General features: G+C 42.1%; 13 protein-coding genes. 8 read left to right on the top strand and 5 right to left on the bottom strand.

Annotated elements, in window-relative coordinates:
• Positions 1 to 110 precede the first annotated feature (110 nt).
• Entirely contained in the window at positions 111 to 1,250 is a 1,140-nt protein-coding gene (locus tag FTU87_RS10590; RefSeq protein WP_180097275.1) for a porin, read from the top strand.
• A 158-nt stretch (positions 1,251 to 1,408) separates the two neighbouring features.
• Positions 1,409 to 2,110, top strand: coding sequence for an HAD family hydrolase (locus tag FTU87_RS10585; protein WP_180097273.1), 702 nt, complete (start codon positions 1,409 to 1,411; stop codon positions 2,108 to 2,110).
• Position 2,111: 1 nt separating this feature from the next.
• Here FTU87_RS10585 and FTU87_RS10580 read toward each other — a convergent pair whose 3' ends face one another.
• Positions 2,112 to 2,789, bottom strand: coding sequence for a DUF421 domain-containing protein (locus FTU87_RS10580; RefSeq protein ID WP_180097271.1), 678 nt, complete (start codon positions 2,787 to 2,789; stop codon positions 2,112 to 2,114).
• 463 nt (positions 2,790 to 3,252) lie between these two features.
• Here FTU87_RS10580 and FTU87_RS10575 point away from each other — a divergent pair, with 463 nt between their 5' ends.
• Complete coding sequence (locus FTU87_RS10575) at positions 3,253 to 3,939, top strand: carbonic anhydrase (protein WP_180097295.1); 687 nt, start codon at positions 3,253 to 3,255, stop codon at positions 3,937 to 3,939.
• A gap of 50 nt (positions 3,940 to 3,989) precedes the next feature.
• Here the strand turns inward: FTU87_RS10575 and FTU87_RS10570 are convergent, their stop codons facing one another.
• Entirely contained in the window at positions 3,990 to 4,526 is a 537-nt protein-coding gene (locus FTU87_RS10570) for a hypothetical protein (protein ID WP_005172068.1), read from the bottom strand.
• 162 nt (positions 4,527 to 4,688) lie between these two features.
• Between FTU87_RS10570 and FTU87_RS10565 the strand changes: the two genes are divergently transcribed.
• Positions 4,689 to 5,732 (top strand): molecular chaperone DnaJ, encoded by a 1,044-nt coding sequence (locus tag FTU87_RS10565; protein WP_180097269.1) that lies wholly within the window; start codon positions 4,689 to 4,691, stop codon positions 5,730 to 5,732.
• A 104-nt stretch (positions 5,733 to 5,836) separates the two neighbouring features.
• Positions 5,837 to 6,211, top strand: coding sequence for an endonuclease domain-containing protein (locus FTU87_RS10560; RefSeq protein WP_180076010.1), 375 nt, complete (start codon positions 5,837 to 5,839; stop codon positions 6,209 to 6,211).
• Positions 6,212 to 6,380: 169 nt separating this feature from the next.
• Here FTU87_RS10560 and FTU87_RS10555 read toward each other — a convergent pair whose 3' ends face one another.
• Positions 6,381 to 7,352 carry a hypothetical protein gene (locus FTU87_RS10555; RefSeq protein WP_074383107.1) on the bottom strand — a complete coding sequence of 324 codons (972 nt, stop codon included), beginning with the start codon at positions 7,350 to 7,352 and terminating at the stop codon, positions 6,381 to 6,383.
• Positions 7,353 to 7,416: 64 nt separating this feature from the next.
• Positions 7,417 to 10,311 carry a valine--tRNA ligase gene (locus FTU87_RS10550; protein ID WP_180097268.1) on the bottom strand — a complete coding sequence of 965 codons (2,895 nt, stop codon included), beginning with the start codon at positions 10,309 to 10,311 and terminating at the stop codon, positions 7,417 to 7,419.
• 174 nt (positions 10,312 to 10,485) lie between these two features.
• Here FTU87_RS10550 and FTU87_RS10545 point away from each other — a divergent pair, with 174 nt between their 5' ends.
• From FTU87_RS10545 to FTU87_RS10535, 3 genes are all read left to right on the top strand, one after another.
• Entirely contained in the window at positions 10,486 to 11,157 is a 672-nt protein-coding gene (locus FTU87_RS10545; RefSeq protein WP_180097266.1) for a hypothetical protein, read from the top strand.
• 20 nt (positions 11,158 to 11,177) lie between these two features.
• Positions 11,178 to 11,984 (top strand): SDR family oxidoreductase, encoded by an 807-nt coding sequence (locus FTU87_RS10540; protein ID WP_074383104.1) that lies wholly within the window; start codon positions 11,178 to 11,180, stop codon positions 11,982 to 11,984.
• 218 nt (positions 11,985 to 12,202) lie between these two features.
• On the top strand, positions 12,203 to 13,477 hold the full coding sequence (locus tag FTU87_RS10535) for a glutaminase (protein WP_180097264.1): 1,275 nt from the start codon (positions 12,203 to 12,205) through the stop codon (positions 13,475 to 13,477).
• 88 nt (positions 13,478 to 13,565) lie between these two features.
• Here FTU87_RS10535 and dhaK read toward each other — a convergent pair whose 3' ends face one another.
• Positions 13,566 to 15,296: a dihydroxyacetone kinase subunit DhaK gene (gene dhaK / locus FTU87_RS10530; RefSeq protein WP_180097262.1), complete on the bottom strand. Its 1,731-nt coding sequence runs from the start codon at positions 15,294 to 15,296 to the stop codon at positions 13,566 to 13,568.
• Positions 15,297 to 15,401 lie beyond the last annotated feature (105 nt).

Below are 15,401 nucleotides of genomic sequence, written 5' to 3'. Positions count from 1 at the left end.
TAAATGTTAGCCTAAAGTACTAAATAGAATATATAAATATTAATTTAATAATTTTGTAATATAAGCGCCGTGTGTATTATTTGTTACAAAATAAATTAAGGAAATTTTTGATGAAAACTAAGTTAGCAACAGCAATTGCATTCAGCCTTTTGGCGGGGACAACTTTTGCAGCACCAACTTTTTATGGTGAGATTGATGCGTCAGTAGATTATTTACCTGAAGATAATGCTTCACCAGTATCTGACAAAGATGTAATTGAACTAAGTTCAAATAGCTCATTCGTTGGTTTAAAAGGGGATGAAAAGTTAACAGATCGCCTAAGCGCAATTTATGCAATTGAATGGGCTTTTAACTCTGATGGTGAGGGTGATGACTGGTCTAAACGTAACCGTTTTGTTGGTTTGAAAGATGCAAAACTTGGTACTTTAAAAATTGGTGCACATGACACTCCATTAAAACAATTGTCTAGCCCGGTAGATACCTTCAATAACTATGTAGGTAACCGTGCTGATGTAAGTGGTATTTTCACTGGTGAAAGCCGAGTATCGAATGCTGTAGTGTATGAAGCTCCAGCTATTGCCTTGCCTCAAGGTGCTATTAAAGTGAATGCTTTATTGGCAACAGGTGAGTCTTCAGCCATCAAAAGCGACAAAGGTGTAGTGAAAACTGCGGGTCGTGGTTTAGGTGATGCGTGGTCGGCTTCTGTAGTATATGACAGTCCGGTCGTTGTAGCAGGTGTTGCTTATGATAAAGCAATTCCAACAAATTTCTTAGGACGTGGTTTTGATAATGCTTCTGCACCAGAGGTACTGCCTGCGGTAAATACTGAGGGTAAACCTACGACATTATTTGCTGCAGCAAATACAATTCGCGCAATTGGTCGTGTAAATCTAGATGGTGGTTTAGCGCTAAAAGCTTTATATCAGACTTCAGAAGTGGCGGATGTAGATGCAGCTTCTAAAGCAGTTGATTTGCTTATCGATGATGCTCAAGGTTGGTTAATTGGCGCTGAATATAATCTTCCAAATGCAAAAGCTTGGACTGTTAAAGGTCAATACAGCCAAAACTCTACAAGTTTTAAGGCAAATGGCGTATCTGACTATGATGCAGAACAAATTTTTGTAGGTGCAGATTACGCATTCTCTAAACAAGTGAAAGCTTATGGTTATGCAGGTTACTTAACGCTTGAACAAGGTTCTAATGAAACTAAACAACCAGTTGTAGGTACAGGTTTCGAATACAAATTCTAATTTAGACTTTGTAATCTGAAAAAGGCGATGTTTTGACATCGCCTTTTTTATTGGCGATTGCTCTTCATCCATAAGCTCGCAAAGCATAGAAGAAATGAGTACAAGGATTGAGGTAAAATTTAATTAAAATAGACAGCTTATTTTCTTAAAACCTAGATATGAAAATTCGCGCCGTACTTTTTGATTTAGATAATACCTTAACTCATCGTGACCTGACAGCACAGGCCTATAGCCGTTATCTGGCAGAATATTATGCCCCAGCATTGGCACAGGTCGAGCCTGAAAAAATTATCGAGATTGTACGGCGTATCGATAATGGCGGTTATCCTAAAAAGGAATTGCTGACCCATGGCAGTATCGGGGCTTCGGTTGCTTATGCACTCTTGCAGGAGCTTTGCTGGTTGAATCCTCCTAGCATAGATGAGCTGGCCCAGTTCTGGTTTAGCCAGTTTGGTCGATTCGCCGTAGAAATGCCGGCAGCAGAACAAGTATTAAAGCAGTTAAAAGAAGAAGGTTATCGGCTAGCGATCGTGTCCAATGGCGGACATGACACGCGTTTAAATACCATTCGGGGCTTGGGTATTGAAACTTATTTTGATGAAATTATCAGTTCGGGTTTAGTGGGTTTTAACAAACCACAGCCAGAAATTTTCCAGATTACTGCACAACGTTTAGGCGTCTTGCCTGAACATTGTTTATATCTTGGCGATCATCCGGTGAATGATATACAGGGAGCTAAGAGTGCCGGCATGCATGCCTTGTGGATGCAGGGTTTTCATCCTGATGCCGAAGAAATTCAATATAAAATTCAGCAGCTACCTGAAATTTTTACGCATTTACAACGGCTGAATCAGCTTTAATTCAAGTGATGCGTAAACAATTAATCGCTTCAGCCCACTGTGCTGATTTGCAGCGAGGACATTGTTGTGCAGCTGTAGAGAGGTTTTGAACCTGACCGCAATAAATACAGGCATATAAACGGTCTGCTTTCACCTGCTCCACGATCGAACAGGTTTTAGGAAATAGTGGCAAGCCGTATTTCACCTGATCATCGCTAAAATATAACACACTGAATTTACCGTCTGTTTCCAGTAAACCGGTACGCACCTGACCCAGATGTTCTACGCCTTGCTGGCGCATTTCGGCAAAGAATTCATCATGTGACATTTTGCCTTTTTTAATTTCCTCAATGACCAGCAGGCCATCTTCCACAATATAAATCGGTTTGCCTTCCAGTAGGTCTTCAAACCATTGGTATTTCATCATCAGCCAAGTGGTCAGGCGATACATCAGGATAATCACCGACATTACCAGAACTGCCTGAATCAGGGGAATATCTTCGGTAAACATCGGGTCACCGGCAATTGAGCCCAGGGCGAGAATGATCGCGACTTCAAAGATGGAAAGCTGTCGTACACCACGTTTTCCGGTCAGCCGTAAAAACAGTATAATCATGATATACATGACTATACAACGCAGCAAAATCTCTGATGCAAAGCTCCAAGTCGTATCATGAATAAAGATCGAGACCCAATCCATTAAGCTGTTCCTATAACGCGTTGAGCTGAGTCTAGCAATGTGGCAGGTTTATTTACTGCTGTTTTTATGTAAGCTTTTGAATATAAAATATATTATTGAAAAATAGAGCGAATTTATAATCAGATTTATTTATGAAGTAGCTAGAAGTTTCATGTAAATATTGCATAAATATTCATCACTTTAATTGTGATTCAGCTCACACTTTATTCCAAGTTGGTTTAGGACACTAAAATGATTATCTTATTGAAATTTAAATAATAATTTATAAATACTATATCTTTTCATAGACTTAAGTGTTTGGAAATTTGTAAATGAATTACCCAAATTGAGTAAAAATCTGTAGTTTGTGCCCTGAAAAATAGTCAGTGATAAAGCTAAAAAATTGTTTTCTAAATGAAAAATTCTTGATGACGGTTCTAAGAGGGACAATATTGTGAAAAAAATATTCACGCTTTTAACGGTTATGGGTTTAAGTACAGCGGTCTGGGCAGATGCGGATTGGGATTATACTCAGCCTGAGCAATGGTCGACTTTGAGCCAGAAATATTCGGCCTGTAATGGTCTGAACCAGTCACCAATCAATATTGAGCGGACGGTAAAAGCACAATTGGAACCGCTGAAATTTAGTTATAACAACATGATTCACGCCATTGAAAATAAAGGTCATACCATTCAGGTGGACTTTGCCGAAGGTGGTGAGCTGGAGCTGGATGGGGAGCGTTTTGAACTGAAACAGTTCCATTTGCATAGTCCGAGTGAGAACCTGATTCAAGGTAAAAGTTATCCTTTAGAGATTCATTTTGTCCATGCCAATGCTGATGGTGAGCTGGCAGTGGTTGGCATGATGTTTGAGCAGGGGCAGGACAGCCAGATGCTAAAACAGATGTGGAAACGTTTGCCGAAAAAGCAGGGTGAAAAAGTCGTGTTAAAGACACCACAGCCTGTCAATCAGTTGCTGCCTAAAAATCTGGATTATTATCGCTTTAGTGGCTCGCTGACCACCCCACCTTGTTCAGAGGGTGTGCGCTGGCTCATTTTAAAAGAGATCCAACAGGCTTCAGCCAAACAGATTGCTGAATTTTCCAAATTAATGGGGCATCCGAATAATCGTCCGGTACAGCCATTAAATGGTCGTGTCATTGTTGAATAATCATTTTGTTTGCGCCATTTGCCTACACATTGATGGCCTGAAAAGGCAATTTAAGGTTGTAGGTGATGGCTCTTTTCAATCTGTTTAATTAACTGATGGCTCGCATCATGAATATACTGGCTATGTTGGGTCAGTAAAGCTTGATGCTTGAGCTGTTTCTGGTTTTTAGGCTGTAATAAATGTTGTTGCAGAATTTCCTCGGAATGAAACAGTTCAAATGCCAATTGATTCAGGTTTGGGTCATAAATTTGACTATGTACAAATATATGCAGTTCTTTAGAAAAGACCGGAATCAATTCCAGATATTCAGTTTCTAACGTATGTAAGATATTTTGAGTACTTTGCTGATGTAACTGCATTTGTTTAATGAAGTCAGCACTATAACGGCGAATACGATAAAGTGTCGGCAGCATCGTGACAAAGAATTTTTGTTTTTGCATGTCTTGTAAGGCATTATCACGATTTTGTGCCAAATGATTTAAATATAGGGGCACACTAATGGCGACAAAAATTGCAAACACAGATCCTAGCGCTTGTACCCATGCAGCGAGTTCCTGATTAAAGATTAAATCTGCCTGAGTTGCCATCTGAATCTCCTTTCAGCACAGTGACAAATTAAGTTATTGTTATATTGTTTGATATTAAACAAAATTTATTTGCATAAGGTATATATTTGTGTCGATAACTGGCATACACCTGTCTCATAAAACCGTTAAACTTAATAATCTGTCCTGCTTATTTTGAATATCATGTCTTTCAATTTAAAAACCATGATTCAGCCATTCACAGCGCTTTCGACACAGCAGAAAAAGCTGGATCGCCTGATTGATAGAATTGAACAGCAGAAGCTTGAGCTGGCACAGTGGCAGCAGGCTGAAGAAGAGATTCGACAATATACACAGCAAAATTTCATACCGGTCTATCATGAATTGCATGGTGTTTTGTTCGAGCAGCTTGAACAATTGTGGCAGCATCTGCATGAGGCAGAATTTTCCAAGGCCGAGATCGTCGTACTGGATGAAAAAATTCAATCCCTGGCGGCTTACTTAAAAGATTCACAGGCAATGTCGGTGCAGGAAGCGCATAAGGTCAATGAAATTGATAGTTACTATCAGCAGCTCAATGAACATGTCCAACACAGAAAAAATCAGAAAAAGACCAATGCATCAGAAGGTTTTTCCGAAGATCAAAATGATATAGATCAGGCCGACACAGATGTATTTGAAGAATGGGATAGTGAACATTTTCAACAAGTACGTGAGCAAGCCAGATTAAAACGCCAGCAGGAAAAACAGGCGCAGGCAGCAGCGATGGCAGAGCAGTCATTGAAAACCGTGTATTTAAAAATTGCGGCGGCCATTCATCCTGACCGTGAAGCGAATGATGTCAAGAAAATAAAAAAGACAGAGTTGTTGCAACATGCCAATCAGGCTTATGAAAAGCAGGATTTATTTGCTTTATTGAAAATGCAGCTTCAGATTGAACAAGACCGAGATCCTTCACAAAAGAGTTTAACTGCAGAACAAATCAAGCTTTATCAACTGGCGTTAGATGCGCAAAGTCAGACATTACAAGGTCAAATTGATACATTGATCAATAGGTTAGTTTGGTCATCGAAAACCAGAATTGCAGTAAAAAAGGCGAAAGGGAAAGTTCAAATTGCTGACCTGTATAAGCAGATTGATGAAGATACTTTGGCCATAAAGCAGCAGATTAAAGTAGAAAAAGAACGCTTGAGATATATCAAGAAGGTGAGTGGCTTAGAGATGTTTTTAAGGCATGGGATGCTTTAAGATTTTTTCCCTTTGGGAGATGAGCATCCTCAGAATATATTCTGAGTGCGCAAGGGAGTGAGGGCTATTTGCTATAATCATCAAAAATAAAAATTAAATTCCACATGAACAAAAAACCTGATCTCCAACTACTCATATTCGCCAAATCCATGCGCCACACCGCCACCGATGCTGAAAATATGATGTGGCAAATACTCCGTGCCAAGCGTTTTATGAATCTGAAGTTCCGTCGTCAGCACGTGATTGTGCCGTATATTGTAGATTTTTACTGTCATGAAATTGGTTTAGTGATTGAGTTGGATGGTAGTCAGCATGGAGCGGATGATGCTGTGGAATATGATGATGAACGGACGAAGTTTTTAGAGGCATTGGGTTTAACCGTTGTAAGGTATTGGAATCATGATGTGTTGGGGCGGACGGATGTGGTTTTAGAACACTTATGGCAAGTGTGCATTGAATTGCAAGTGAATAAAGGATGAAAGCTCCTTCTCCCTTTGGGAGAAGGCGGGGGAAGAGGGTTTTTTAATTGGATAAAAGCACCTCTCCCTAACCCTCTCCTGAGAGGAGAGGGAATTCCATTGTGAAATCCATGCAGACACTAAATCAAATGGCGCTCCCTCTCCCTGTGGGAGAGGGCTGGGGTGAGGGTTAAATACAAATTGACATAGCTCTAACTCTCATTGCTGGCCCTTCAATAAAAATATCCAATAAGGCATTAATAATAGAATAAGTACGATCTTTAAAGGCTAAGATTTCCGAAATTTTCGATTCTGAAATTTCGTAATCTTCTTTACTACTATTAATTGCTTCAATTAATAAAGAAATACGCTCAACAAGGGATAAGAGTGGTGTTATTACATTACGTTGTAATAAATTAATAGTTTGATCTTCATTAATTATTTTGGTGATTTTACCAATAATTATAAAATTCCCATCATTTAGCTGAGATTTAATTTTATTCGGTTGATGATTCTCCAAATCTAGATCAATGACACCGATACACTTACCATCAATACTCATTAGCATCTCTAATAAGTTGGATTCCAAATAATTTGTTTCCAGTTCGGAGATTAAGTTTTTAATAATTTCTATTAGATCATTATTAAGTTGATTTTGTGCAGGAGACTGTTTTTTTGTTTGTTGACTAGAGCTATTTTTATTAAGAAAAGGTGTTAGATATTTCAATTGTGGAGTTAGCATTTTTAAAATTTGCAACAATTCAAAGAAGTCCACTGGTTGCAAATCGGCTTTAATTCCAATGTAAGGGCTTTGTTTTAAGTCATCATTAAAATCATCAAAGTTTAAAATTAATTTTTCTTCTTGTAATTTTTTCAGTACTTTCATATGTAAAGCACCAAGAGTTAAATATTTACTCGTACTCTTTGAATAACTATTAGTATTTTGTAGATCTAATTTACCTTCTAAACTGCCTTCGGCTTTAGCTAACCATTCAAGAATTCCACTAGCTCCTATGCCACCAGAGCCTGATACAGTTTTAGTGGATTGATCATTGTTGGATTCAGAAATATTTGTAGATGTTTCGACTCCATCAAACAAGTATCCAGCACAGTTAAGTAGCATTTTTTCATTGAGATAAATAGGTTCTAATAGTTCTTTCATTTGAAATAATAAAGGGCTGAATAATCAGCCCTTTATACATAAATTAGATCAAACTAACAACACATTACAGCGCTGCAATTTGCTCCATATTCGCTTTAATCTTCGCTAATTGGTCAGCAAACTCAGCAAGTTTAACTTTCTCGCCTTCAACCACAGCCGCAGGCGCTTTCGCCACAAAACCTTCATTGCCAAGTTTAGTTGCAATTTGGTCATGCTGTTTTTGAACCTTGTCTAAGTCTTTTTGTAGACGACCCAATTCCGCTTTCGGGTCAATTAAACCCTTCATTGGAACGAATACAGACACATGACCTACAACACTTGATGAAGATAATGGTGGTTGTTCGCTGTCGCCTAAGAAGGTAATGCTTTCAACTTTCGCCAATGCTTTAAACAACGGTTCAATACGTGCGATCTGTGCTTTTTCAGCATCAGTGGTGTTTTGAAGCAGAACAGGCAACAAGCGAGCATTACCTAGACCCATCTCACCACGGATATTACGTACAGCACCAATCAAACCTTGAAGCCATTGCATATCCGCTTCAGCTTGATCATTGATGAGCGCTTGGTCAGCAACAGGGTACTGCGCCAACATAATCGTTTCGCCAGAAATTTTCAGCTTCGGCGCAAGGGTTTGCCAGATTTCTTCTGTTAAGTAAGGCATTAACGGATGAGCCAAACGTAAAGACGCTTCCATCACAGCAAGAAGAACACGGCGGATTTCAGCTTTACGTTCTACCGAGATATTTTCATCATTCAGAACAGGCTTAGTCAGCTCGACATACCAGTCACAGTATTCATTCCAAATGAACTCGTAAATCGCTTGTGCAGCCAAGTCTAAACGATACGTTGCAAATGCTGTTTGCACTGCTTGTTCTGCTTTTTGTAGACGGCTTACAATCCACTGTTCAGGCAATTCCCAAAGGTCTTGACGAACTTCTTGACCAATCACTTGTTCTTCGCAGTTCATCATCACGAAACGGGTTGCGTTCCAGATTTTGTTGGCAAAGTTACGGTAGCCTTCAACACGCTTCATGTCGAACTTGATGTCACGACCGGTGTTCGCAAGCGCACAGAATGTGAAACGAACCGCATCTGTACCGTAAGATTGAATCCCTTCAGGGAATTCTTTACGAGTCGATTTTTCAATCTTCGCTGCTTGTTTCGGGTTCATCAAACCTGTGGTACGTTTTTGTACTAAAGTTTCTAAATCCACACCGTCAATTAAGTCTAATGGGTCAAGCACGTTGCCCTTAGATTTAGACATTTTCTGACCTTCGCCATCACGTACCAGACCGTGTACATATACCGTTTTGAACGGAACTTGTGGCGTACCATCTTCATTTTTCATGAAGTGCATGGTCATCATGATCATGCGGGCAACCCAGAAGAAGATGATGTCGAAACCAGTGACCAGTACATCAGTCGGATGGAAGGTATTTAAGAAATAGTTTTCTTTATCTTTGGCTTCATCGCCAGTCCAACCTAAAGTTGAGAATGTCCAAAGACCCGATGAGAACCATGTATCGAGTACGTCTTCGTCTTGGTCTAATTGAACATCGGCAGGGATATTGTTTTTCGCACGAACTTCAGCTTCGTCACGACCTACATAAACATTACCATCTACATCGTACCAAGCAGGAATACGGTGACCCCACCACAATTGACGCGAGATACACCAGTCTTGGATGTTGTTCATCCACGCCATGTACATGTTGCTGTATTGCTCAGGAACGAATTTAATCTCGCCATCTTTAACCGCTTTAATTGCAGGCTCAGCAAGCGGTGCAATTTTCACATACCATTGATCCGTCAGTAACGGCTCAACGATGACCCCTGAACGGTCACCGCGAGGTGGTTTAAGCGTATACGGTTGGATTTGCTCTAACCAGCCTTCAGCTTCAGCTTGTTCAACTAATTTTTTACGTGCTTCAAAACGATCTAAGCCCACATATTCCGCAGGTGCAGGGATGGTTTTAGAAATTTGCTCGCCGGCTTTTGCGATGTATTCAAACTCAGCCAACACTTCAGCATTTTTATTGAAGATGTTGATGATTGGCAATTCGCAGCGTTTACCCACTTCATAGTCATTGAAGTCGTGTGCAGGGGTGATTTTTACACAGCCGGTACCGAATTCTTTGTCAACATATTCATCTTTAACAATTGCCACGCTACGACCGGTAATCGGCAGGATGATGTTTTTGCCGACAAGATGCGCATAACGCTCATCATCCAGGGCAACTGCAATGGCAGTATCACCGAGCAGGGTTTCAGGACGGGTGGTTGCGACCACGATATAATCTTTGCCATCGTGTGTGCGCAATGATTTATCTTCAAAGAAATATTTCAGATGCCACAATGAACCTGCTTCTTCTTTATCAGACTCAACTTCTAAGTCAGAAAGCGCCGTTTGTAATTTTGGATCCCAGTTAACAAGGCGTTTACCACGGTAGATCAAACCTTGTTCATGCAGTTTTACAAATACCTCTTTGACCGCATTGGATAGACCATCATCCATAGTGAAGCGTTCACGTGACCAGTCTACAGAAGAACCCAAACGACGGATTTGACGGGTAATGTTACCGCCAGACTGTTCTTTCCATTCCCAGACTTTTTCGATGAACTTTTCACGGCCCAAGTCATGACGGCTAATACCTTCTGCACCGAGCTGACGTTCTACCACCATTTGGGTGGCAATACCGGCGTGGTCAGTACCCGGTTGCCAAAGCGTATTTTTACCTGACATACGGTTATAACGGGTCAATGCATCCATGATGGCATTGTTAAAACCATGACCCATGTGCAAGTTACCAGTGACGTTTGGCGGCGGAATCATGATACAGAATGATTCGCCTTTTTCAGAGGGCTTGAAGTAGCCGCGCTCTTCCCAAGTTTGGTACCATTTTTTCTCGATCTCGGTCGGATCGTAGGTTGTCGCGATATTTTGCGCTGAATCAGTCATAGTCTAAACAGATCAAAAGTAGATGAAAAATTGGATCTATTGTAGCAAAAAAAATAGTGGATGCGGCAGCTTAACCAAATGCAAACTTTAGACAATTGGCATGCAGAGCAACTCGTCGTATGATGCAAAGATAAAAAACGCGACTCATCGCAGAAGATTAAAAAGGATAACAAGATGAGCTATAGCATTTCCCTGAAGATCCAGCCTGAAACCCATCAGCGCTTTATCGACCTTCATTCCAGATTAAATGCCGGTGATCCAGATAGTCTGGCTAAACCGCTCGGTGAAAATCTGGCCGATATGGCCTGTGAAATTATTGACCAGATTTTTGGTCAGATGGTGCAGATCGCGAAATCTCCCGACAGTGAATCTGAAAAAGTGATTCAGCACATTATTGAGACGACACGTAAATATATGCCTTGGTCGGTTTCCTTATTTGGCAATGAACGGCTCATGCCCATGGTGAATTATCTGCATCGCATGACCTATACGCATGACGGCGATATTTTTGTGCGTTATCCGGTGGAAAAGATGCTGGTGATGGAGTTACTGGGTTGTGTGGATCAGATGAAAACCGGCAATCATCAATATGTCTCGCCGGCACTCAAAGCCTTTACCCAGGTCGTTGATCAGGGCGTGACCTGTCTGATCCGTGAACCGAAAAACCTGTTGAAGTTTAATGTTGTGGTCGATAAAACCTTAAATGGGGTGATTCACCTAACCACCCAGCTCGGCTATAAACGTTTTGATAAACTCGGTAATATCTATGATGCTGATACGATGCGTTATTATTTCGAGCATTTACTGGCATTTCTGGAAGATGAAAGGCCGCACCATATTTATTAAAACAAAGGAAACAGGATTTCATGGCGAAAGTTGAAAGTTTAAATGGAAAAGTGGTCTGGATTACTGGCGCATCTTCAGGGATAGGCAAGGCGATTGCACAGCAATGTGCCGCACAGGGAGCGCAGGTGATATTGACTGCGCGCCGTCATGAAGAACTGGAAAATGTGCGCCAAAGCCTGATCAATCCGGATCAACATATTTCCATCACGGCTGATATCACCGATGAAAGTCAGGTTCGCCATGCCTATGAGCAGGTTGTGCAACAAAAAGGCCGGATTGACTGGCTGATCAATAATGCCGGACTCAGTCAGCGTGCCCTGATTGCAGAAACCACCATGCAGACTGAACGCGCCATTATGGAAGTCGATTATTTCTCGCAGGTATTTTTGACCAAAACCGTACTGCCAACTTTTCTGGCACAAAAATCCGGCCGTATTGTGTTTATTTCCAGTGTTGCAGGTTTGCTCGGTACACAATATCGCGCGTCTTATTCCGCAGCCAAAGCAGCAATTCATATGTGGGCCAACAGCCTGCGTGCTGAAGTGGCAGATCAGGGGATTGGCGTATCGGTGATTTTCCCCGGTTTTGTTAAAACCAATGTGTCCCTGAACGCTTTAAATGGTCAAGGGAAGCCACAAGGGCATGCAGATGAAGCGATTGAAAATGGTCTGTCCGCAGAAGATTTTGCCCGCCAAACTGTACAAGCTTTGCAGAGTGGCGAAGAATATATCGTGATTGGCGGCAAGAAAGAAAAACTCGGGGTACTGGTGTCGCGTATTTCGCCAAAAGTCCTGTACAAGATGATTCGCAGAACCAAGGTGAAATAGATCATCCAGACTCAATAAAAAGGGCAGTATTGCCCTTTTTTGATCGCTCTGAAAAATAAAATTAGAACAAACCTACAATTTAATTTCTGGAGGAGCTGACGCAAAGCGTGCACAACCCATCACACAGATATGCAGAAAATTACCTTTTCACTCTGGTACTTAAGTCAAAAACCGCTATGTTAGTTAAAAATAATAGTGAATTGGAATACGCTCATTCGATGAAAACACCGGTGCCAGACTATCTCAAGCATGTTTTAAGCTCCTGCCAAGACAATGATAAAGGGGCCTTGGCCGACTATATTCCTGAGCTGGCAGCAGTCGATCCAGAGAAGTTTGCTTTGGCACTCTCCACCGTAGATGGCACGATCTATTCCACCGGTGATGACGAGGCTGAGTTCACCATGCAGTCCATGTCCAAGCCTTTTGCCTATGCCTTGGCCTTGCAGAAAGTCGGCCTGACCAAGGTCATGGAAAAAGTGGGCGTGGAACCTTCGGGCGAGGCCTTTAACCAGATTTCACTGGAGAAAGACACCAATATTCCGAAAAATCCGATGATCAATTCGGGTGCCATTACTGCCCATTCCCTGATTCCCTATAAACGCACAGTATCCCGGGCGGAACAGTTGCGCCGTTTTTTAAGCGGTTTGGCTGGACGTGAACTGAGTTTTGATACCGATGTATATACCTCTGAACTGAAAACAGCGTTTCGTAACAGATCCTTGGGTTATATGCTGCGTACAGTAGGAGTATTGGAAGAAGATCCAGAAGCGATTGTCAATGGTTATATCAAGCAATGTTCAATCAAGGTGACGGTCAAAGACCTGGCGATGATTGCCGGAGTACTTGCCAACGGTGGGATTCAGCCGCAGACCGGTAAAAAATTATTGGATCGTTCTGTGGTGCGGCAAGTCCTGAGCGTGATGCTCACTTGCGGGATGTATGATGCTGCCGGTGACTGGCTGACCACGGTGGGCATTCCGGCAAAAAGTGGGGTCGCAGGCGGCATTATTGGCGTATTGCCTGGACAGGTGGGCATCGCCGTATTTTCTCCACGAATTGATGAACATGGGCATAGCGCGCGTGGGGTCGATATCTTTGAACGTATATCCCGGGAAATGGGGCTACATTTAATGGAAGGAACGCCGTCGGCACAAACCATTTTACAAAACCGTTATCTCACTGGAAAACGCGATCATGTGGTGGTGTATGAACTGCGTGGCGTATTGCAGTTTACTGAATCGGAAATGCTGCTGCGTATTTTGGAAGATGAACCGGAAGGCAAAAAACGAATTGTACTGGATCTGACCAATTTGACCCTAATTCATAATGTCGGCGCCCGCATGTTATTTGAAGGCGTGGCGCGTTTGAAAAAGGATGGTCATCCTGTTGTGGTGGTTGACTCGGAAGGAATTTTGAGTGAAGCACAGATGAAGGGTAATAAAAGAGTCGTGGTCAAAGAAAACCTGAACAAGTATCTAGAAAAATTTCAATAGACGTTCTTTCTGCTGTCTTGCTTGAGCACCGGCTGTATCCTGGAAATAAAAAAAGCCCCGATGATTCGAGGCTTTTTTAATAAATGATTTATTTAATATGTGCTGCAATGTCGCTAAAGATCACACCTAAACCATGTGCACCGGCATCCGGATAGCCCAAGCTACGGTCACCGACCGTACCGGCACGCCCCATACGTGCTACAATCTCTTGAGTCGATTCTGCACCTTTTACCGCAGCCGCTGCACCCAAGACAAAGTTTTCTTTAAAAGTCTTGCCGGTATTGGCAGACCATGAATCTGCACATGGTACTAGAGCATCAATCAGGGTTTTATCCCCCACCACGGCACCACGACCAAATGAACGCTCACCGGTCACTTGAATGCCTTTGACTGCCGCCTGCAACATTTCAGCAAAGTCAGTGACAGTTAAACTGGTTTTATCTTGAATGGCCTTACTCGCGGCACGGAAGGCTGAACCCCAGATTGGACCTGATGCACCGCCACAGTGTTCCATAATGATCATTGAGCAGTTCAGCATGAATTCATCCATATGCTGCGCTTGAATCAGACTTTGCCATTCACGTTTCAGCTGTTTAAAGCCTTTGGCCACGCTCATGCCAAAGTCACCATCGCCGGCATGGGCATCTAGCTCGCAGAAAGGCACTTCATTTTTAATAATGCAAGCCGCCATGACATCGACGACATAACGCATATTCTCAATCGTGAATTGCTCATTGCTGATTATTGCATGTTCAGGTTGGGTTTCAACTTCGGTATTGGCGCTGCGTTCAGCTGCTGCATTTTTTGCTGCAAATTCAAAAGGTAGTGCAGGTGAACCATCCGTTTTAAATGCAGGGGTATTGGCTTCTGCATCTAAATAGGTTTTCAGTTCAGCATCCAGAGCAAGTAAAGATACCGATGCACCGTTCATGTCGATACTGGTCATGTAGTTACCGACAAAAGTACGATAAATTTTGATGCCTTTACGTGCCAAATGTTCGCAAACATCGTTGTTAAAGACATACAGCTCCTGCATTGGCGTTGAACCAAAACCATTGACCAATACCGCTACTTCAGTCAGGTCAGGACGGTCAAGAAACAGGTCATCAACAATACGTTGAGCCAGTTCTTTTGATGGCAATATTTTTTCACGACGAATTCCCGGTTCACCGTGGATGCCTACGCCGTATTCCATTTCATCATCGGCAAGAGTAAAGGTTGGAGTGCCCTTGGCAGGAACGGTACATGAGCTATAAGCAAAACCAAGACTAATGACATTGTCCGCAGCTTTTTGAGCCACAGCTTTGACTTCAGGAAGTTCTAAGCCTTTTGATGCTGCAGCACCGGCAATTTTATGTACCAATACTGTACCGGCAACACCACGACGACCGACAGTATATAAGCTGTCTTTGACTGCAATGTCATCTGCTACTTTGACGTAATCCACGTTAATGCCGTCATCTGTTGCAAGCGCTGCACCATTCTGGAAATTCATCATATCGCCAGAATAGTTTTTGATGATCATCAACACGCCTTTGTCAGTCGCCACTTGCTGCAAGGCTTTATAAACCTGAATCTGTGAAGGTGAGGCAAACACGTCACCACATACGGCAGCGTCCAGCATGCCTTGACCGACAAAACCGGCATGAGCAGGTTCATGACCGCTACCCCCACCACTGATCAGCGCGACATTTTGGTGTTTTTCTTTTCGGGAAATGATTTTATAAGATTCATTAAATGCCAGTTCTGGATGTGCCAGGACAAAGCCTTTGCACATTTCGACAACGATGTTTTCAGCACCGTTCATGAGTTTCTTCATTGGAACACCAATAGTCATTGATTTGGGAGATAAATTTATTAGTCTATTATTCATGAAAGTGATGATTTTTGCTGACTTAAAAGTGTAAAAACGATCAATTAGGGA

It is taken from the genome of Acinetobacter sp. YH12156 (assembly GCF_013418235.1).
GTDB classification, from domain to species: domain Bacteria; phylum Pseudomonadota; class Gammaproteobacteria; order Pseudomonadales; family Moraxellaceae; genus Acinetobacter; species Acinetobacter pseudolwoffii.
This window is presented reverse-complemented; position numbering and strand designations above follow the sequence as displayed.